General features: G+C 57.0%; 19 protein-coding genes. 14 read left to right on the top strand and 5 right to left on the bottom strand.

The window, feature by feature from the left end:
• Nucleotides 1-110 precede the first annotated feature (110 nt).
• The 3 genes from malZ to INF61_RS09515 all read left to right on the top strand — a co-directional run bounded on the left by malZ (nt 111) and on the right by INF61_RS09515 (nt 6,005).
• A complete protein-coding gene (gene malZ, locus INF61_RS09525; RefSeq protein WP_063138390.1) occupies nt 111-1,928 on the top strand; it encodes a maltodextrin glucosidase in 1,818 nt (605 codons plus the stop codon).
• A 91-nt stretch (nt 1,929-2,019) separates the two neighbouring features.
• Nucleotides 2,020-4,629 carry a DUF2339 domain-containing protein gene (locus INF61_RS09520; protein ID WP_193547722.1) on the top strand — a complete coding sequence of 870 codons (2,610 nt, stop codon included), beginning with the start codon at nt 2,020-2,022 and terminating at the stop codon, nt 4,627-4,629.
• Nucleotides 4,626-6,005: a DUF3999 domain-containing protein gene (locus tag INF61_RS09515; RefSeq protein WP_047637565.1), complete on the top strand. Its 1,380-nt coding sequence runs from the start codon at nt 4,626-4,628 to the stop codon at nt 6,003-6,005. Before INF61_RS09520 ends, INF61_RS09515 begins: the two co-directional genes overlap by 4 nt.
• 49 nt (nt 6,006-6,054) lie before the next feature.
• Here the strand turns inward: INF61_RS09515 and INF61_RS09510 are convergent, their stop codons facing one another.
• Together INF61_RS09510 and acpH are read right to left on the bottom strand one after the other, a co-directional pair.
• The gene (locus tag INF61_RS09510; protein WP_003859113.1) at nt 6,055-6,657 is read right to left on the bottom strand and encodes a peroxiredoxin C; all 603 of its coding nucleotides are present in this window, start codon (nt 6,655-6,657) and stop codon (nt 6,055-6,057) included.
• Between the two features lie 127 nt (nt 6,658-6,784).
• Entirely contained in the window at nt 6,785-7,366 is a 582-nt protein-coding gene (gene acpH, locus INF61_RS09505) for an ACP phosphodiesterase (protein WP_015571305.1), read from the bottom strand.
• 92 nt (nt 7,367-7,458) lie between these two features.
• On the opposite strand from acpH, the gene queA reads away from it, so the two are divergent.
• The 6 genes from queA (at nt 7,459) to INF61_RS09475 (ending at nt 13,432) form a co-directional block, all read left to right on the top strand.
• Nucleotides 7,459-8,529, top strand: a complete 1,071-nt coding sequence (queA, locus tag INF61_RS09500) for a tRNA preQ1(34) S-adenosylmethionine ribosyltransferase-isomerase QueA (protein WP_193547721.1) — start codon at nt 7,459-7,461, stop codon at nt 8,527-8,529.
• 53 nt (nt 8,530-8,582) lie between these two features.
• Nucleotides 8,583-9,710 carry a tRNA guanosine(34) transglycosylase Tgt gene (tgt, locus tag INF61_RS09495; RefSeq protein WP_015571303.1) on the top strand — a complete coding sequence of 376 codons (1,128 nt, stop codon included), beginning with the start codon at nt 8,583-8,585 and terminating at the stop codon, nt 9,708-9,710.
• Between the two features lie 22 nt (nt 9,711-9,732).
• Entirely contained in the window at nt 9,733-10,065 is a 333-nt protein-coding gene (yajC, locus tag INF61_RS09490; RefSeq protein ID WP_003859109.1) for a preprotein translocase subunit YajC, read from the top strand.
• A 27-nt stretch (nt 10,066-10,092) separates the two neighbouring features.
• Nucleotides 10,093-11,940 (top strand): protein translocase subunit SecD, encoded by a 1,848-nt coding sequence (secD, locus tag INF61_RS09485; protein WP_017383164.1) that lies wholly within the window; start codon nt 10,093-10,095, stop codon nt 11,938-11,940.
• A gap of 10 nt (nt 11,941-11,950) precedes the next feature.
• Nucleotides 11,951-12,922, top strand: coding sequence for a protein translocase subunit SecF (gene secF / locus INF61_RS09480; protein ID WP_003859105.1), 972 nt, complete (start codon nt 11,951-11,953; stop codon nt 12,920-12,922).
• A gap of 138 nt (nt 12,923-13,060) precedes the next feature.
• Entirely contained in the window at nt 13,061-13,432 is a 372-nt protein-coding gene (locus INF61_RS09475; RefSeq protein ID WP_227413468.1) for a WYL domain-containing protein, read from the top strand.
• Nucleotides 13,433-13,520: 88 nt separating this feature from the next.
• Here INF61_RS09475 and INF61_RS09470 read toward each other — a convergent pair whose 3' ends face one another.
• Nucleotides 13,521-14,405, bottom strand: coding sequence for a nucleoside-specific channel-forming protein Tsx (locus tag INF61_RS09470; protein WP_026080602.1), 885 nt, complete (start codon nt 14,403-14,405; stop codon nt 13,521-13,523).
• A gap of 268 nt (nt 14,406-14,673) precedes the next feature.
• Nucleotides 14,674-15,213: a DUF3251 domain-containing protein gene (locus tag INF61_RS09465; protein WP_032649957.1), complete on the bottom strand. Its 540-nt coding sequence runs from the start codon at nt 15,211-15,213 to the stop codon at nt 14,674-14,676.
• Nucleotides 15,214-15,365: 152 nt separating this feature from the next.
• Here INF61_RS09465 and nrdR point away from each other — a divergent pair, with 152 nt between their 5' ends.
• The 5 genes from nrdR (at nt 15,366) to thiL (ending at nt 18,972) form a co-directional block, all read left to right on the top strand.
• Nucleotides 15,366-15,815 carry a transcriptional regulator NrdR gene (nrdR, locus tag INF61_RS09460; protein ID WP_003859099.1) on the top strand — a complete coding sequence of 150 codons (450 nt, stop codon included), beginning with the start codon at nt 15,366-15,368 and terminating at the stop codon, nt 15,813-15,815.
• Between the two features lie 4 nt (nt 15,816-15,819).
• A complete protein-coding gene (ribD, locus tag INF61_RS09455; RefSeq protein WP_126495329.1) occupies nt 15,820-16,923 on the top strand; it encodes a bifunctional diaminohydroxyphosphoribosylaminopyrimidine deaminase/5-amino-6-(5-phosphoribosylamino)uracil reductase RibD in 1,104 nt (367 codons plus the stop codon).
• A gap of 87 nt (nt 16,924-17,010) precedes the next feature.
• Entirely contained in the window at nt 17,011-17,481 is a 471-nt protein-coding gene (ribE, locus tag INF61_RS09450) for a 6,7-dimethyl-8-ribityllumazine synthase (protein WP_003859098.1), read from the top strand.
• Between the two features lie 21 nt (nt 17,482-17,502).
• A complete protein-coding gene (gene nusB, locus INF61_RS09445; protein ID WP_006809908.1) occupies nt 17,503-17,922 on the top strand; it encodes a transcription antitermination factor NusB in 420 nt (139 codons plus the stop codon).
• A 78-nt stretch (nt 17,923-18,000) separates the two neighbouring features.
• Complete coding sequence (gene thiL, locus INF61_RS09440) at nt 18,001-18,972, top strand: thiamine-phosphate kinase (protein ID WP_193547720.1); 972 nt, start codon at nt 18,001-18,003, stop codon at nt 18,970-18,972.
• Between the two features lie 90 nt (nt 18,973-19,062).
• Here thiL and INF61_RS09435 read toward each other — a convergent pair whose 3' ends face one another.
• Nucleotides 19,063-20,037, bottom strand: a complete 975-nt coding sequence (locus INF61_RS09435; protein ID WP_193547719.1) for an aldo/keto reductase — start codon at nt 20,035-20,037, stop codon at nt 19,063-19,065.
• Nucleotides 20,038-20,082 lie beyond the last annotated feature (45 nt).

Genomic DNA, 20,082 nt, shown 5'->3' with positions numbered 1-20,082 from the left:
TTGAAAAAATCTCCTCCTCCGTTCTCCTCCCCCAATAATCCCGAACACGATGAGCTATCTTTAATCACCCTGTGGCAAGGTGACGTCAATTTCATCAAAGGGGATTCGTGATGTTAAACGCCTGGCACCTTCCGGTTGCCCCATTTGTTAAGCAAAACAAAGACAACCTTGTGATTACGCTCTGGCTGGCAGGGGACAATCAGCCTGAACGCGTGACCCTGCGCGCCGAAGTGGATAACGAAGAAACGTCGCTGAAAATGCACAAAGTGCGCAGCCAGCCGCAGCCGGGCGTCACGGCGTGGCGGGCAAATATCGATTTGCGCAGCGGGCAGCCGCGTCGCCGCTACGGCTTCAAGCTGCTGTGGAACGACCGGCAGCTGTGGTTTACCCCGCAGGGCTTCAGCCGTTTTCCTCCGGCCCGGCTGGAGCAGTTTGCCGTGGATCACCCGGATAACGGCCCGCAGTGGGTTAACGATCAGGTCTTTTACCAGATTTTCCCGGACCGCTTTGCGCGCAGCGAAAAGCGCACCGCCGATCAGGACAAGGTTTATTACCATCATTCGGTCGGTCACGACATCATTCTGAAAAAATGGGACGAGCCGCTGACCGCCCAGGCGGGGGGATCGACCTTTTACGGCGGCGATCTCGACGGTATCAGCGAAAAACTGCCGTACCTGAAAACGCTCGGCGTCACGGCGCTGTACCTGAACCCGGTGTTTAAAGCGCCAAGCGTGCACAAATACGATACGCAGGATTATCGCCACGTTGACGAGCAGTTTGGCGGTGACGAGGCGCTGCTGCGGCTGCGGCACAACACGCAAAAAGAGGGTATGCGCCTGATCCTTGATGGCGTGTTCAATCACAGCGGTGATTCTCACGCGTGGTTTGACCGTCATAATCAGTCGATGAGCGGCGCATGCCATAATCCGGACTCACCGCAGCGTGACTGGTACAGTTTTGATGAGAATGGCCGCGCCCTGGACTGGCTGGGCTACCCGAGCCTGCCGAAGCTCGATTTCCAGTCGCCATCGCTGGTGAATGAGATCTACGGCGGCGACGACAGCATCGTGCGCCACTGGCTGAAAGCGCCGTGGAGCATGGACGGCTGGCGGCTGGACGTGGTGCATATGCTGGGTGAAGCAGGCGGGGCGCGGAATAACCTTCAGCATGTCGCCGCCATTACCCGGTCGGCAAAAGCGGTCCGGTCGGAAGCATTCGTCTTCGGGGAGCACTTTGGCGACGCGCGTCAGTGGTTGCAGGCTGATGCAGAAGACGCGGCGATGAACTATCGCGGCTTCACCTTCCCGCTGTGGGGTTTCCTCGCTAACACCGATATCTCTTACGATCCGCAGCATATCGACGCCGAAACCTGCATGGCGTGGATGGAAAACTATCGCGCTGGCCTGTCGCATCAGCAGCAGCTGCGGATGTTTAACCAGCTCGACAGCCATGATACCGCGCGCTTTAAATCATTGCTGGGTAAAGATGTGGCGCGTCTGCCGCTGGCAGTGACCTGGCTCTTTACCTGGCCGGGCGTACCCTGCATCTACTATGGCGATGAAGTGGGGCTGGAGGGGAATAACGATCCGTTCTGCCGTAAAACCTTCCCGTGGGAGAGTGAAAAACAGGATCAGGATCTGCTCAGCCTGTACCAGCGTATGGCGACGCTGCGCAGGCAGAGTCAGGCCCTGCGCTACGGGGGCTGTCAGGTGATGTACGCCCACGATAACGTGGTGGTGTTTGTCCGCGTCTATAACCAGCAGCGTGTGCTGGTGGCGATCAACCGGGGCGAGGCGTGTGAAGTGGTGCTGGAAGATTCACCGCTGCTGGCCGGTAAAACGTGGAAGATCAAAGAGGGTAAAGCGACGTTCCAGGAGAGCGTGCTCACGCTGCCCGCGATTTCCGCTGCGGTCTGGTTCGGCAGCTAAGCGCAGGCAGAATGGTTTTCACCTTTTAAGATGGCGCAAATGCAACGATTTGTGTCAATCTTAGCGGATCGTTTACGGTGAAGGTGGAAACATGGACGAGCTTTACATCCTTGGCTGTTTGTTCCTGGTTTTTGCGCTGGTCGTGGCACCCGTGCTCGCGGTGATAGGTTTTAACCGAAGCACGGCGGCGCGGCAGGAGATCGCCCGGCTTCGCCAGCGCATTGAGGCGCTTGAGCAGCGCGGTGTCACTGAGAAAGCGCCGGAGCCGGTGCAGACCGCCGCGCCGGTGGAGACGCCAGCGTCGGTGGCAGAAGCCGTTACCGCACCTGTCGATCCCTGGCGTCCCGAACCGCCCGTCACTGAAGCAGAACCAGCGCTTGTACCGGCGGCAAAACGGCCTTCCGCCTTTGGCGGCATCCTGTCCTCGCTGACGCGCTGGTTTATGCAGGGCAATCCGCTGGCAAAACTGGGGATTGTACTGCTCTTCCTCGGCCTCTCTTTCCTGCTGCGCTATACCGTTGAACATTCACTGTTTCCGCTTGAGCTGCGTCTTGCCGCCACGGCGCTGTTTGCCATGGTTCTGCTGGCCGTTGGATGGCGGCTGCGGCACAGGCAGCGGATCTACGCGCTGATCCTCCAGGGCGGGGCGACCGGCGTGCTTTATCTAACCGTCTTTGGCGCATTCCGGCTGTGGCAAATGCTGCCGATGACGCTGGCGTTTGCGCTGCTGGTGGTGATTTGCGCGGCGAGCGTCGGGCTGGCCGTGCTGCAAAAGGCGCTGAGCCTTGCCATGCTGGCGAGCCTCGGCGGATACCTTGCGCCGCTGCTGTTGTCTACCGGAGGCGGCAGCGTTGTGGCGCTGTTCTCCTTCTATCTCCTGCTTTCCATCGGCATTCTCGCCATCAGCATCAGGCAGCACTGGCGCGAGCTCAACCTGCTCGGGCTGCTCTTCACGTTTGGCGTTGGCGGGGTATGGGGGCTGAGCGACTACCAGCCTGAAGACTATGCTATCTGTCAGCTGTTCCTGATTGCCAATACGCTTATTTTTGGCGTGTTTAGCGTGGCGCTGTCGCTGCGGGCGCAGGAAAAAGGCAAACAGATTATTGACGGCGCACTGCTGTTTGCTCCGCCGCTGATTGGTTTTGGGATGCAGTATGGCATGACGTCTCACTGGACGTACGGCCCGGCGCTCAGCGCGCTGGGCTATGGTGCGTTTTATCTCTCACTGGCGTTTCTCGCACTGCGACGCTATCCGTCTGTCGGGCGGCCACTGGTTATGGCGGCGCTGGCGATCGGCGGCGGGTTTGCCACGCTTGCCATACCGCTGGCGCTTTCAGCGCGCTGGACGGCGATGGCCTGGGCGCTGGAAGGGCTGGGTATTCTCTGGCTGGGCGTGCAACAGCAGCAGCGGCGCATGAGCTATAGCGGGACGGCGCTGCTGGTGCTGGCGCTCGGCAGCGCGATATGGGCGCAAATGGACGGCGTCACCTCGTTGAGCCTGCTGCTTATTTTCGCAGTGCTCAGTCTTTGCTGGCTGGCTGCGGCCTGGCTGTGGCAGAAAATCGCACAGCCGGGCAGTTGGGCATTGCTGGCCGGTGGGCTGCTGTTCTGGTTAGTGGCGCTGCTGGGCGCGTCGCAGTTGTTCCTGAAGCAGGAGTTATCGGTTCTGGCAGGCGTAATGGCGCTGACGGCGGCGTCGGCCTGGGGATGGCGGCAGGCTGCCGCTCGTCTGGCGTGGCGGGAGCTGGATGCCAGCAAATGGCTGCTGTGGCCGGTGATGCTGCTGATGGTGCTGTATCAGATCTGGCAACAGCAAATCCTGGCGGCCGGCTGGGCAAATCTGGCCTGGGCTATTGCGCTGCCTGCCGCCCTGATGCTGCTGCGGCGCGACGAAGATAAACTTCTGCCGCGCATCTCAATGGGACTGCATCTGTCGCTGGTGTGGACGATTTTACTCGCCATAGCCGCCGAGCTTTACTGGTTTGCCCGCTCCCTGCCGTGGGGCATGACGGCCTGGGGAAGCGGCATTGCGATGGCTGTTGGCGGTGGGGTGATTATGGCGCTCTCCGCGGCTGTACGGCGTCGCGGGTGGCCGTTCCGGGTATGGCCTGCGCTCTACGCCTGCCTTGCCGCGATCCCTGTGGTTGTGGCGCTGGTGGTATTGCTGGTCGTGACCAATTTGCAGGACGGTGTGGTCTATCAACAGACATGGCTGCCGCTGGTGAACCCGCTTGAGGAAGGGGCGGCGTTCGCGCTGCTGGGGCTGGTGGTGTTTTATCGGGAAGTGGATCGCTACTATCCGGCATCGCTTGCGCAGTCCCGTCCGTGGCCCGCCGTTGTGCTGATGGCCCTGGGTTTCTGGTGGCTTAACGGCGCATTGCTGCGCGCGCTGGCGTGGTACGGCGAGGTGGCCTTGAATATGGAGTCGTTGTGGCATTCGCGGCTTATCCAGACCACCTTTGCCCTGTTCTGGATGTTGTGCGCGCTGGTGGTCATGATCCGCGCCACCCGTCACGCCTCCCGTCAGCAGTGGCTTGGCGGTGCGGCGCTACTGGGGGTGGTCATGCTCAAACTGATGCTGGTGGACAGCGCGGGCGGTGGCGGCCTGGCGCGCGCCGTCGCGTTTATTGGCGTGGCGATCCTGGTCCTGATTGTGGGCTATTTCTCGCCGCTACCGCCTAAAGCAGGAGAAAAAAAATGAAATGGATGAACGCGGTTGTTTGTGCGGCACTGCTGGCCGTGGCCGGTCCGGCATTCAGCGAGGGCGCGCCAGCGGAATCCCCGCGGGATTATGCCTATGGCCTGTCCCTTGATACCTCTGCCTCTTCGCCGTGGTATCGGGTCATGCTGCCGCTGGCGGTTTATCAGCAGAGCACATCGCCCGATCTGCGCGACGTGCGCGTGTTTAATCAGTCGGGCGAGCCGGTACCGTTCAGCCTGGTTACCACGACGCGTCCGCAGCCGGCACCGACCACCACGGCGCTGCGCCTCTTTGCGCTTAACGCCTCGCCGGGCGGAGAAGAGGACAGCGGCGATAAAATTATGCTACGGGCCAGAAACGGCGTGGAAATTGTGCTGGAAGGGCAACACGCGGCGGCTGCCGGACAGCACTATCTGCTGACCCTGCCGGAAAACGCGACGGAGGTTCCGCTCTCTCAGCTCCAGCTTTTCTGGGACACGCCGCAGGGCTCGTGGCAGGGGACGGCATCGGTCTATTACAGCGAGGATCTGAAAAACTGGTATACCCTGCGCGAAGAGATGCCCCTGCTGGACGTGATGAGTGGACAGGATCGCCTGAAGCTCGACCGCATCGATACCGATCTGGTGTTATCGCCTGAGGCGAATCGTTATCTGCTGCTGGTGCTGAACACGGGGCGTTCTGCCCTGACGTTAACCGGCGTCAACGCGATTAACGCGACTGCACAGCCGGAATCTGAGCACATTAGCCTGGCGGGAGAGGGGGAGCGGTTATCCGAAAGCGAAGCCGTGTGGCGCTGGAAACATCCGCAGCCTCTGAGTGCGATCGGCTTCATGCTGAATGGCGACGGTGTTCTCCCGGCAGAAATAGCCTGGCGGGAGGCGGATAAGGATCGGTGGCATATGCTGAAAAAAGAGGTGATCTACCAGCTCGGCGGCAAAACGTCTGAACCTGTTCCGCTCCCTGGAGGGCTGGTCGAGGCGGTAAAAATCAAGACCCTCAATGCGCGTTTGCCTGAGAACCTGCCTGGCGTGACCGGGCAACGCGTGCGCTACGATCTGGTGTTTAACGCGCAGGGGAAGGGGCCGTACCTGCTCGCGTGGGGGAACGGGGCTGCGAAACCGGCGAGCGTGGAGACGGATATGCTGATCCCGACCGAACTGCGTAAAACCTACGATCTGGCAGCCCTGCCGATGGCGGATACGCTGGAACCTGTCCCGCTGGGTGGCGAGGCGCGTTTAACCGCGACGTCTGCGGCTGAGCAGGAAAGCAGAATGAAAACGCTGATGGTCTGGGGCGTACTGATTGCGGGGGTGATGGTGCTTGCGGGTATGGCATGGCGCATCTGGCGCGAGGTAAAAAAAGACGGCGCAGCATAAGCCATAAAAAAACCCGCGTATTCGCGGGTTTTTTGGTAAACCGTGCCGATTACAGGCTGGATACGTTCTCAGACAGGTATTTAGCTACGCCGTCTGGGGAAGCCGCCATACCTTCTTTACCTTTTTCCCACTGAGCCGGGCACACTTCACCATGCTCTTCGTGGAACTGGAGCGCGTCAACCATGCGCAGCATTTCGTCGATGTTACGACCCAGCGGCAGATCGTTCACAACCTGGTGACGAACGATGCCGTTCGCGTCGATCAGGAAAGAACCACGCAGTGCAACGCCAGCGTCCGGATGTTCGATACCGTAAGCCTGCTGGATTTCGCGTTTGATGTCCGCAACCATCGCGTATTTCACTGCACCGATGCCGCCGTTTTCGACAGGGGTGTTACGCCATGCGTTGTGTACAAATTCAGAGTCGAAGGAGACGCCAACCACTTCCACGCCACGCTTCTGGAATTCTTCGTAACGTTTGTCGAACGCGATCAGCTCAGACGGGCAAACGAAAGTGAAGTCCATTGGCCAGAAGAACAGAACGGTCGCTTTACCGTTGGTGTGCTGTTTGAAGTTGAAGTTTTCAACGATTTCACCATTGCCCAGAACGGCGGCAGCTGTAAAATCCGGAGCCGGACGAGTTACCAGAACCATATGATTCTCCTGTAGATACTAAGGTTATTTGGAACGCAACGCGGGCCAGTATAGAGGCAGTACGGGAATAAGACAAAGAGGTGGTAACAATCGTTCCACCAGCTTTTACCTATCAATCGAACCGACTTCACAGTTCTTTATTTTTCGCCTGCGTCATCATACGCGGGTAGAACTGCCAGAAGCGGGTTTCCAGCGCATCATAATGTTCATCCAGGTCATGCCATGAGTCGCGCAGCGCGTCCAGACGCGGTCGACGGCTCGCCATGCCGTTCAGGACGTTCTGAATGAAATCCATCTCGCGGTATCGCTCCAGCCAGCGTTCAGACCAGAGATAGTTATTCAGATTCACAAAGCGCGGCGGGGAGTCCGGCAAAATGATCGACACCTGCGCGTGGGCGTAGCGCACAAACTCAGGCAGCGACATATCAGGCGACAGCCGGGACCAGTGGCGCGACAGGAAATGATCCCACATGACGTCGAGCGTGATCGGCGCCACGCGTCGGGTTTCGGGGCGGAACCAGGCTTTGGCTTCCGTCACTTCCGGCAGGTTATCGGTCAGCACGTCGATGCGGCGGTGCATAAAAATCCCGTCGACAACCTCAGGGGAGTACGCTTCCGCGGGGTTGCCGCGTACAAAATCGGCCAGCAAATTGCCGGAGAGGGAGCTGTCCGCGAGATGAGCGAGATGCAGATGAGCGAGAAAATTCATGCGTTTTCGTTGTCCGGTGGCGGCTAGTTGTTGCAGCAAAAGGGTGTGAGCACTAGACTATGCCGCCTGTTTTTAAGTCACGAGTATACGTCATGCGCGTCGCCGATTTCTCCTTTGAACTACCTGAATCCCTGATTGCTCACTACCCCATGCCTGAGCGTAGCAGCTGTCGCTTGCTGTCACTGGACGGGCCAACGGGCGCGCTGAAGCACGGTACTTTTACCGATCTGCTCGACAAGCTCAACCCTGGCGATCTGCTGGTCTTTAACAATACCCGCGTGATCCCGGCGCGTCTGTTTGGCCGTAAAGCCAGCGGCGGTAAGATTGAGGTGCTGGTCGAACGTATGCTCGATGATAAACGTATTCTGGCACATATTCGCGCCTCTAAAGCGCCGAAGCCGGGCGCTGAACTGCTGCTGGGGGATGACGAGAGCATCAAAGCGACCATGACCGCGCGTCACGATGCGCTATTTGAAGTGGAATTCAACGACGAGCGCACGGTGCTCGATATCCTCAACGCCATCGGCCACATGCCGCTGCCGCCGTATATTGAGCGCCCGGACGAAGAGGCCGACCGCGAGCTGTATCAGACCGTCTACAGCCAGAAGCCTGGCGCGGTGGCGGCGCCAACGGCGGGCCTGCACTTTGATGAACCGCTGCTGGAAAAGCTGCGCGCGAAAGGCATTGAGATGGCGTTCGTGACGCTGCACGTTGGTGCAGGCACCTTCCAGCCGGTGCGCGTGGACAGCATCGAAGACCACATCATGCACTCTGAGTATGCCGAAGTGCCACAGGAGGTTGTGGATGCGGTGCTGGCGGCGAAAGCGCGCGGTAATCGCGTCGTGGCCGTCGGTACAACGTCGGTACGTTCCCTTGAGAGCGCTGCGCAGGCCGCGAAAAGCGAGCTGATTGAGCCGTTCTTTGGCGATACGCAGATCTTTATCTACCCGGGCTATCAGTACAAAGTCATTGATGCGCTGGTGACCAACTTCCATCTGCCTGAATCGACGCTGATTATGCTGGTTTCCGCGTTTGCGGGGTATCAGCATACGATGAACGCCTACAAGTCTGCGGTAGAACAAAAATATCGCTTTTTTAGCTACGGTGACGCGATGTTTATCACGTACAATCCGCAGGCTTTGAATGAGCGTGTCGGGGAATAAGTCCGCGGCACCGTATTACAACGTTGGACTGTTTTTCTGACGTCGGAGAAAAAATGAAATTTGAACTCGATACCACCGATGGCCGCGCGCGTCGCGGTCGTCTGGTGTTTGATCGCGGCGTGGTAGAAACCCCCGCGTTTATGCCTGTGGGCACGTACGGCACCGTAAAAGGAATGACGCCGGAAGAAGTTGAAGCCACTGGCGCACAGATTATCCTCGGCAACACCTTCCACCTGTGGCTGCGTCCGGGCCAGGAGATTATGAAGCTCCACGGCGATCTGCACGATTTCATGCAGTGGAAAGGCCCGATCCTCACCGACTCCGGCGGTTTCCAGGTCTTCAGCCTGGGCGATATCCGTAAGATCACTGAGCAGGGCGTACACTTCCGTAACCCGATCAACGGCGATCCAATCTTCCTCGATCCGGAAAAATCCATGGAGATTCAGTACGATCTCGGCTCCGATATCGTAATGATCTTCGACGAATGTACGCCATACCCGGCGGACTGGGACTACGCCAAGCGTTCCATGGAGATGTCCCTGCGTTGGGCGAAGCGTAGCCGCGACCGTTTTGACGCCCTGCAAAACAAAAATGCGCTGTTCGGCATTATTCAGGGCAGCGTTTACGAAGATTTACGCGATATCTCGGTTAAAGGTCTGGTAGAGATAGGCTTTGATGGCTACGCTGTCGGCGGTTTGGCTGTGGGTGAGCCGAAGGAAGACATGCACCGCATTCTGGAGCATGTCTGCCCGCAAATCCCGGCGGATAAACCACGATACCTGATGGGTGTGGGTAAACCAGAAGATCTGGTGGAAGGCGTACGTCGCGGCATTGATATGTTCGACTGCGTTATGCCAACCCGAAACGCGCGTAACGGTCATCTGTTCGTTACCGATGGCGTGGTGAAAATCCGTAACGCGAAGCATAAGAGTGACACCAGCCCGCTCGATTCCGAGTGCGATTGCTATACCTGTCGCAATTATTCTCGCGCGTATCTGCATCATCTCGATCGTTGCAACGAGATTTTGGGGGCGCGTCTCAATACCATTCATAATCTTCGTTATTATCAGCGCTTAATGGCTGGTTTACGTAAGGCTATCGAAGAGGGTAAATTAGAGAGCTTCGTGACCGATTTCTACCAACGTCAGGGGCGGGATGTTCCACCGTTGAACGTTGATTAATTTTAATAATGAGGGAATTTGAATGAGCTTTTTTATTTCTGATGCGGTAGCAGCAACGGGTGCACCAGCGCAGGGCAGCCCGATGTCTCTGATTCTGATGCTGGTTGTGTTCGGTCTGATCTTCTACTTCATGATCCTGCGTCCACAGCAGAAGCGTACTAAAGAGCACAAAAACCTGATGAACTCCATCGCGAAGGGCGATGAAGTCCTGACCAATGGTGGCCTGGTGGGTCGCGTAACCAAAGTAGCGGAAAACGGCTACATTGCTATCGCCCTCAACGACACCACTGAAGTGGTTATCAAACGTGACTTCGTAGCTGCCGTTCTGCCGAAAGGCACCATGAAGGCGCTGTAATCCCAACTTTTCCCAAAGGGAACTGCCGTGTTAAACCGTTATCCTTTGTGGAAGTACATCATGCTGGTCGTCGTGATTATCGTCGGCCTGCTGTACGCGCTTCCCAACCTGTATGGTGAGGATCCGGCCGTTCAAATCACTGGCGCGCGCGGTGTCGCCGCCAGTGAGCAAACGCTGATCCAGGTCCAGAAAACGTTACAAGAAGAAAAAATTACCGCTAAGTCTGTGGCACTGGAAGAGGGCGCAATTCTTGCTCGCTTCGACACCACCGACACGCAGCTCCGCGCACGTGAAGCGCTGATGGGCGTGCTGGGTGATAAATATGTCGTGGCGCTTAACCTTGCTCCTGCAACCCCACGCTGGCTGGCTGCGCTGAACGCAGAGCCAATGAAACTGGGTCTTGACCTGCGTGGCGGCGTTCACTTCCTGATGGAAGTGGATATGGATACCGCGCTCGGCAAGCTACAGGAACAGAATATCGACAGCCTGCGCAGCGATCTGCGCGATAAGGGCATTCCGTACACCACCGTACGTAAAGAAGATAACTACGGCCTGAGCATCACGTTCCGCGACAGCGCGGCACGCGATCAGGCTGTGACGTATCTGTCTCAGCGTCACCGCGATCTGGTGATCACCTCTCAGGGCAGCAACCAGCTGCGTGCGGTAATGACCGACGCGCGTCTGAGTGAAGCACGTGAATACGCCGTTCAGCAGAACATTAACATTCTGCGTAACCGTGTAAACCAGCTGGGCGTGGCTGAGCCACTGGTACAGCGTCAGGGTGCTGACCGTATCGTGGTCGAACTGCCGGGTATCCAGGATACCGCCCGTGCGAAAGAGATTCTGGGCGCGACGGCGACCCTGGAGTTCCGTCTGGTTAACTCCAATGTCGACCAGGCTGCTGCGGCTTCAGGCCGTGTGCCGGGCGATTCTGAAGTGAAACAGACCCGCGAAGGCCAGCCTGTTGTGCTGTACAAACGCGTGATCCTGACCGGTGACCATATCACCGACTCCACTTCAAGCCAGGATGAGTACAACCAGCCGCAGGTTAACATCTCGCTGGATAGCGCAGGTGGCAACATCATGTCTAACTTCACCAAGGACAACATCGGCAAGCCGATGGCGACCCTGTTCGTGGAGTACAAAGACAGCGGTAAGAAAGACGCCAATGGCCGTGCCGTGCTGGTGAAAGAGGAAGAGGTGATTAACATCGCCAACATCCAGTCTCGTCTGGGTAACAGCTTCCGTATTACCGGTATCAGCAACCCGAACGAAGCGCGTCAGCTCTCTCTGCTGCTGCGTGCCGGTGCGCTGATTGCGCCAATTCAGATTGTTGAAGAACGTACCATCGGTCCAACCCTGGGTATGCAGAACATCAAACAGGGTCTGGAAGCGTGTCTGGCCGGTCTGGCGGTGTCCATCATCTTCATGATCTTCTTCTATAAGAAGTTCGGCCTGATTGCGACCTCCGCGCTGATTGCCAACCTGGTGCTGATCATCGGTATCATGTCCCTGCTGCCGGGGGCGACGCTGACCATGCCGGGGATTGCGGGTATCGTTCTAACCCTTGCGGTGGCGGTCGACGCCAACGTACTGATAAACGAACGTATCAAAGAAGAGCTGAGCAACGGTCGTTCTGTACAGCAGGCGATTGAAGAAGGCTACAAAGGGGCGTTCAGCTCCATCTTCGATGCGAACGTAACAACACTGATTAAGGTTCTTATCCTGTATGCAGTGGGTACTGGCGCGATCAAAGGCTTTGCGATTACTACCGGTATCGGTGTCGCAACGTCGATGTTTACCGCTATTGTCGGCACCCGTGCCATCGTGAACCTGCTGTACGGCGGCAAGCGCGTCAAAAAGCTGTCTATCTGAGGAGTGCGTTGTGGCACAGGAATATACTGTTGAACAATTGAACCACGGCCGTAAAGTCTGGGACTTTATGCGCTGGGACTACTGGGCCTTCGGCATTTCAGGTTTTCTGCTGATCTTGTCCATCGTCATTATGGGCGTGAAAGGCTTTAACTGGGGTCTGGATTTCACCGGTGGTACGGTGATCGAAATTACCCTGGAAAAACCGGTCGATATGGACCAGATGCGTGAGTCTCTGCAAAAAGCGGGCTTTGAAGAGCCGCTGCTACAGAACTTCGGCAGCAGCCGCGACATCATGGTGCGTATGCCGCCGGTACACGATGCCAACGGCAGCCAGGAGCTGGGCAGCAAGGTCGTCCAGGTTATTAACGAAACGACCAGCCAGGATGCAACGGTTAAGCGTATTGAGTTTGTCGGCCCGAGCGTTGGTGCTGACCTGGCGCAGACCGGTGCGATGGCGCTGCTGGTGGCGCTGATCTCGATCCTGATTTACGTCGGTTTCCGCTTTGAGTGGCGACTGGCGGCAGGCGTGGTTATCGCCCTGGCGCACGACGTGGTGATCACCATGGGCATACTGTCTCTGTTCCACATTGAGATTGACCTGACGATTGTGGCATCCCTGATGTCCGTTATCGGTTACTCACTGAACGACAGTATCGTGGTATCTGACCGTATTCGTGAAAACTTCCGTAAGATCCGTCGCGGCACGCCGTACGAAATCTTTAACGTGTCGTTGACCCAGACGCTGCACCGTACGTTGATCACCTCCGGCACCACCCTGATGGTGATCCTGATGCTGTTCCTGTTCGGTGGCCCGGTGCTGGAAGGCTTCTCGCTGACCATGCTGATCGGTGTGTCTATCGGTACGGCCTCGTCTATCTACGTCGCGTCCGCACTGGCGCTGAAGCTGGGCATGAAGCGCGAGCATCTGATCCAGCAGAAAGTCGAGAAAGAAGGGGCGGATCAGCCGTCCATTCTGCCGTAAGAGTCTTATGTAGTATCGAAATCCCGGCCTGTTGGCCGGGATTTTTTTTGTCTGCATCTCACAAACACTCCTGACAGTATGCTGTCAGGAGCCCTGTCGTAGACTCCTTCTGAACCCTAACAGCAGGCAGGAGGACGTATGAAAAGTGTTATTAACTGGTTTGAAATTCCGGTCGCCGATATGGATCGCGCCATCAAATTTTATGAGTCGGTGATGCAGGTCGCGCTGCGGCGCGAGAAGATGGACGTGGCTGATCTGGCGATTTCCGCCCAGCGCGTGCTGGCGCTGCATTATCGTGATGAGGCCGGGCAGTTAACCTGGCGTGAGGTGCAGCCGCTTGGGCTGTTCTTCTGGGGGGAGCACTGGCTGTTGGCTGCGTGGTGCGAGCGACGCGATGACTACCGCTGTTTCCGGCTCGACCGATGCCTCAATATTGTGCAGACGGAGAGGCGGTTTAGCGAGAGTGCGGACAGGTCATTGGCAGATTTTTTGCGCAAGGTGAGGCAGTAAAAAGCCGGGGGGCGGCTACGCCTTACCCGGCCTACATTCGGATCGTAGGCCCGGTAAGCGTAGCGCCACCGGGCGGAATCCGCACTGATTAGAAGTTGTAACCCACGACCAGGTAACCACCCCAACCGGTAGAGCGAACGCTGAAGTCGCCGTTGCCAAAGTTCAGGCTGGCGTCGTCGTTCCACTGGCCACCGTTGTGCCAGTAACGCGCAACAACAGAGTAGTGCCAGTGATCGTAGTTCAGCGCCAGGATGTGGCTGGACGCGATGGAGTCGTTAGTGCGCGCTTTTCTGCCGTTCAGGTCGCGGAAATCGTTATCGCCCAGGTCTGAACCCCAGTCAAAGTTGGTGAAGCCGATATAGCTCAGGTTGCCGCCCCACAGTTGGGTAATTGGCACGAAGTATTTCACTTTGAAACGGTAGCCGTCCCACTCGTTCTCGTTCGCGGCGCCGTAGTTCTGCCACTGGTATTTTGCGTAGACGTTCATGGACAGGCTCATCGGCAGGCCAGTCTCAATGTCTGTACCCAGACCCATGTACCAGGTGCTCTGGCGACCGGACTTGTTGCGACCCATGTCGTAGATGTAGTTGTTTGCGAAATACCACTCTTTGAACGGACCAAACGCCAGACTGGTACCGGTCAGTTTATCAATGGAGAAGCGGGGTTCGATCTCCATGAACAGTGGGGAACCGTGGTTCCAGATACCTTTCGCGTCGGTGTTACCGCCGAAGAATACCGGTGCGTCCATGTAGCCATAGAAATCAAACCAGTCTTTTTTAGCGAATGCTTCGTACTCGAGGTAGGTATCGTTACGGATCTGCGGTCCGAAACGGGTATGGTAGCTGCCTACAACGTTAACGCTCTGATGCCACCAGTCGGAGAGGTATTGTGGTTTGTCGTTTTCCGCTGCGTTAACAGTGAAAGAGGTGGAGAGTGCCAGAACTGCACCGGCTGCGAGTAATGTTTTTTTCATAATCATGCCACTGATTGAAATTCCCTTCCGGGAGTGAAAAATGCGCGAATTGCGTTTCTAAATATTTCGTATTTCTGCGGAGCCTATTATAGGAATCCTTGCTCACAAAAATATGTGTTGTTTCACATATCTCTCACATACGTAATCGATTGCGTTCACGTTTGCGTACTTTAGACGGGCGGGATTGTAGCGGCAATCATTTATGTTGCCAATCCATACGAAATGTAAATGTTAGCGGAGTGACATTTCACTCCGCTAGAAGGGCGGGTTATTGCGCGGCGGGTTGAATGTCGTGAATACGGATAAAGCCCAGCTGTTCTGGGGTCAGTCCGCTCAGCTGGAGCGGGATATCAACATCGCTCGGCGCCAGCGTGCTGGCGGGGGCGGTGAAGAGCTGATTCTTCACGTTCACTTCCTGATAGCTCTCCGTGGTGCCCTGAATCTGGCCCCACTCTACGGTGCCGCTGAACGCGGGAAGCGGATCGTTGGACTCACCCTGAATGCGTAATGTTGCGCGAGTACCATCGGCATTCGCTGCAACATTCACCACAGACATCTTTAGCGTGCCAATCTGGCTGTTCAGACGCGCGGGCGTGTTTGCACCTGGCAATAAATAAACGCCATTGCTGGATTTGGCATTTAGCGCGTTCTGCTGGGTGATCTTCACGGTTTCTTTGTTAAGTTTGTCCATCGCCACGTTAAGCGTATTCACGCTTTGTTTCATCTCACGGACTTCGCTTTGCTGTGCGCAGGCGCTGAGCGTGAACAGGCTCCCCACCAGCACTATTTTCAGGTAACGTCTTGTCATTGCGTTTAATTCCTTGAAATCACAGATTGCTGCAATGGTAGACAGGATAGTGCCGTCAGGCATAGATCCTTTGTCTCAAAAAGCTCTTCCTTTGTTGTCGGGCCAGTTCAGGGTAAAATAGAAATCAGTTAACCAGATAACAGGGACATCGTATGCATTGCCCATTTTGCTCCGCTGTGGATACCAAAGTCATCGACTCGCGTCTTGTAGGCGAAGGGTCTTCCGTGCGTCGTCGTCGGCAGTGTCTGGTGTGCAACGAGCGTTTTACCACCTTTGAGGTGGCAGAGCTGGTAATGCCGCGCGTGGTAAAAAGTAACGATGTGCGCGAACCGTTCAATGAAGAGAAACTGCGTAGCGGGATGCTCAAGGCGCTGGAAAAACGGCCCGTCAGCTCCGATGATGTCGAAATGGCGTTAAACCATATTAAATCTTATCTGCGGGGGTTAGGCGAGCGCGAAGTGCCGAGCAAAATGATCGGCAATCTGGTGATGGAACAGCTGAAGAAGCTCGATAAAGTCGCCTATATCCGCTTTGCCTCCGTTTACCGCAGCTTCGAAGACATCAAAGAGTTTGGCGAAGAGATCGCCCGCTTACAGGATTAAGCCCATGCACGATGAGATGTACATGGCGCGCGCCATGAAGCTGGCGCAGCGCGGTCGGTTTACCACTCACCCTAACCCCAATGTCGGGTGCGTCATTGTTAAAGATGGCGAGATCGTGGGGGAAGGTTTTCACTACCGCGCAGGCGAGCCGCATGCTGAAGTGCATGCCCTGCGCATGGCAGGTGAGAAAGCGCGTGGCGCGACGGCCTATGTGACGCTGGAGCCATGCAGTCATCACGGACGTACGCCGCCGTGCTGTGAGGCGCTGATTGCGGCGGGCGTCTCGCGCGTTGTCGCCGCCATGCAGGATCCTAATCCGCAGGTGGCGGGCCGCGGGCTGTATCGTCTGCAACAGGAAGGCATCGACGTCAGCCACGGCCTGATGATGCAGGATGCCGAAAACATCAACAAAGGCTTCCTGAAGCGTATGCGCACCGGCTTCCCGTTTATCCAGCTTAAGCTTGGCGCGTCACTGGATGGCCGCACGGCGATGGCGAACGGCGAGAGCAAGTGGATCACCTCGCCGCAGGCAAGGCGCGATGTGCAACGTCTGCGCGCGCAAAGCCATGCTATTCTCACCAGCAGTGAAACGGTACTGGCTGACGATCCGGCCATGACCGTGCGCTGGGAAGAGCTGAATGCGGATACGCAGGCGCTCTATCCGCAGGAGAACCTGCGTCAGCCGCTGCGCATTATTGTTGATAGCCAGAACCGCGTGACGCCGGAGCACCGCATCGTGCAGCAGCCGGGTGAAACCTGGATTGCCCGCACCAAAGAAGATACGCGCGAGTGGCCGGAAGGCGTGCGCAGCATTATGGTGCCGGAACATAACGGGCATCTCGATCTCGTGGTGCTGATGATGTTGCTCGGCAAACAGCAGGTCAACAGCATCTGGGTTGAAGCCGGTCCGACGCTCGCCGGCGCACTGCTTCAGGCGGGGCTGGTGGATGAGCTTCTCGTCTACGTTGCGCCTAAACTGTTAGGTAATGACGCGCGCGGCCTGTTTGTGCTGCCCGGCCTTGAAAAACTGGCCGATGCGCCGCAACTCTCATTCAGTGAGATTCGTCCGGTAGGCCCGGATGTCTGCCTCCATTTAACGACAGCGTAATTGCTCCTGAAATAGGGAAGCAGTGCGCAAAGTATTATGATAAAATCCGCCCCCCTGCGGGGCCAAATGAACCCGTAAAGGAAGAGTATGAACATTATTGAAGCTGCTGTAGCTACCCCGGACGCTCGCGTCGCCATCACCATTGCGCGTTTCAACAACTTCATCAACGATAGCCTGCTGGAAGGTGCGGTTGACGCCCTGAAACGTATCGGCCAGGTTAAAGATGACAACATTACCGTCGTTTGGGTACCAGGTGCTTACGAACTGCCACTGGCAGCGGGCGCGCTGGCGAAAACCGGTAAATACGACGCGGTGATTGCGCTGGGTACCGTTATTCGTGGCGGCACTGCGCACTTCGAATACGTTGCGGGCGGTGCAAGCAACGGTCTGGCACACGTTGCACAGGATGCTGAAATCCCTGTCGCGTTCGGCGTGCTGACCACCGAAAGTATTGAACAAGCCATCGAACGTGCTGGCACTAAAGCCGGTAACAAAGGTGCAGAAGCTGCACTGACCGCGCTTGAAATGATCAATGTATTGAAAGCCATCAAGGCCTGATTTTTTTGTAAGGGGAATTCCGTGAAACCTGCTGCTCGTCGCCGCGCCCGTGAATGTGCCGTCCAGGCACTTTACTCCTGGCAGTTGTCCCAGAACGACATCGCTGATGTTGAATACCAGTTCCTGTCAGAACAGGACGTGAAAGACGTTGACGTTCTGTACTTCCGTGAACTGCTGTCGGGAGTGGCGACTAATAGCGCGTATCTCGATGGTCTGATGAAGCCATACCTGTCCCGTCTGCTCGAAGAGCTGGGCCAGGTCGAAAAAGCAGTGTTGCGTATCGCGCTGTTTGAGCTGTCTAAACGTGATGATGTGCCGTACAAAGTGGCTATCAACGAAGCGATCGAACTGGCGAAAACCTTCGGCGCTGAAGACAGCCACAAGTTTGTTAACGGCGTGCTGGATAAAGCCGCACCTGCGATCCGTCCCCACAAAAAGTGATCCGCAAACCGGAGTCTTGCATTGCCTTTTTGGCAGTGCGGCTCCGGTTTTTTTATTTAATTTGCTGAGGCATAACGTATGGCATGCGGCGAATTCTCCCTGATTGCCCGTTATTTCGACCGTGTCAGAACCTCTCGTCTTGATGTTGAAACCGGCATTGGCGATGACTGCGCACTTCTCAATATTCCCGAAAAACAGACGCTGGCAATCAGCACCGACACCTTAGTGTGTGGGCGTCATTTCCTGCCGGATATCGATCCTGCCGATCTGGCGTATAAAGCGCTGGCGGTGAACGTCAGCGATCTGGCGGCAATAGGCGCCGACCCGGCCTGGCTGACGCTGGCTCTGACCCTGCCGGAGGTGGATGAAGCCTGGCTTGAAGCCTTCAGCGATGCCCTGTTTGAACAGCTGAATTATTACGATATGCAGCTGATTGGCGGTGATACCACCGCCGGTCCGCTGTCCATGACCCTGGCAATCCACGGCTATGTGCCTGCCGGGCGCGCGCTGAAGCGCTCGGGTGCAAAACCAGGCGACTGGATCTACGTGACCGGTACGCCGGGCGACAGCGCGGCAGGGCTGGCGATCCTTCAGAACCGTTTAACGGTTGAAGAGGCTGACGATGCGGCGTATCTGGTGAAGCGCCATCTGCGGCCAACGCCGCGTATTCTGCACGGTCAGGCGCTGCGCGAGCGGGCCAGTTCGGCTATCGATTTGTCTGACGGGCTGATCTCCGATCTCGGCCATATCCTGAAGGCCAGCGGCGTGGGCGCACGCGTTGACCTGGATCTGTTCCCGCTGTCGGAGCAACTGCTTCGCCATGTCGAACCTGAACAGGCGCTGCGCTGGGCGTTATCCGGTGGAGAAGATTATGAGCTGTGCTTCACCGTGCCTGAGCTGAATCGCGGGACGCTGGATGTGGCGCTAGCGCATCTGGGGGCGAAATTTACCTGCATCGGGCAGGTAATGCCGGAAAGTGAAGGGTTGCTGTTTGTCCGCGACGGCGCCCCGGTTACGCTTGACTGGAAAGGGTACGATCACTTTGGGTGAGTGTTTTGCCGGGTGGCGGCTTCGCCTTACCCGGCCTACGATCGCACTTTATTTGTAGGCCGGGTAAGCGCAGCGCCACCCGGCAAGTGTTTACTTAAACCCTACCACCGGATGCTGCTGATACGGCGTCTCCAGCTCGGCAATCTGCTCCGGCGTCAACGATAAGTCCACCGCACTCAACAACTCATCCAGCTGTTCTTCCCGCGACGTGCCCACAATCGGCGCGGCGACACCGCGCTTGCTCAGCAGCCACGCCAGCGCCACCTGCGCGCGCGTTGCACCGATATCGTCGGCGATCCCGGCTAAGCGTTCGGCAATTAACGCATCGCTGGCTTCTGTATCGTCATACAGGTTTTTACCCACTTCATCCGATACCAGCCGGGCGGTAGTTTCCCCCCACGGACGGGTTAACCTTCCGCGCGCCAGCGGGCTCCACGGGATCACCGCCACGCCTTCCCGGTAGCAGAGCGGCAGCATCTCGCGCTCTTCTTCCCGGTAAATCAGGTTGTAGTGATCCTGCATAGTGACAAAGCGCGCCCAGCCGTGCTGCGCCTGGAGATCGAGCGCCTGGGCAAACTGTGAGGCATGCATGGACGATGCGCCGATGTAGCGCGCTTTACCGGCTTTCACAACGTCGTTCAACGCTTCAAGCGTCTCTTCGAGCGGGGTGTTGTAATCCCAGCGGTGGATTTGCAGCAGGTCGACGTAATCCATGTTCAGGCGTCTGAGGCTGTCATCAATGGAACGCAGGATCTGCGCGCGAGAAAGGCCTTCCGCCAGATCGCCTGACGGGTAGTACACCTTAGTGGCGACCACAACGTCATCACGACGGGCAAAATCTCGCAGGGCGCGGCCCACAATCTCTTCGCTGCTGCCGTCTGAGTAGCTGTTGGCGGTATCGAAGAAGTTGATGCCGCCGTCAATGGCGCGCTTGATGATAGGGCGGCTGCTCTCTTCCGGCAGCGTCCAGGCATGATTTCCCCGGTCAGGCTCGCCAAACGTCATGCATCCCAGGCAAAGCCGGGACACCTTAAGGTCCGTTTTTCCTAATGTCGTGTATTGCATGGTTCCGCTCCTGCTGTTTAAACAATACGTTTAAGCATAGCAGGA

The organism is Enterobacter cloacae complex sp. P18RS (assembly GCF_014982105.1).
GTDB lineage: Bacteria > Pseudomonadota > Gammaproteobacteria > Enterobacterales > Enterobacteriaceae > Enterobacter > Enterobacter hormaechei_C.
This window is presented reverse-complemented; position numbering and strand designations above follow the sequence as displayed.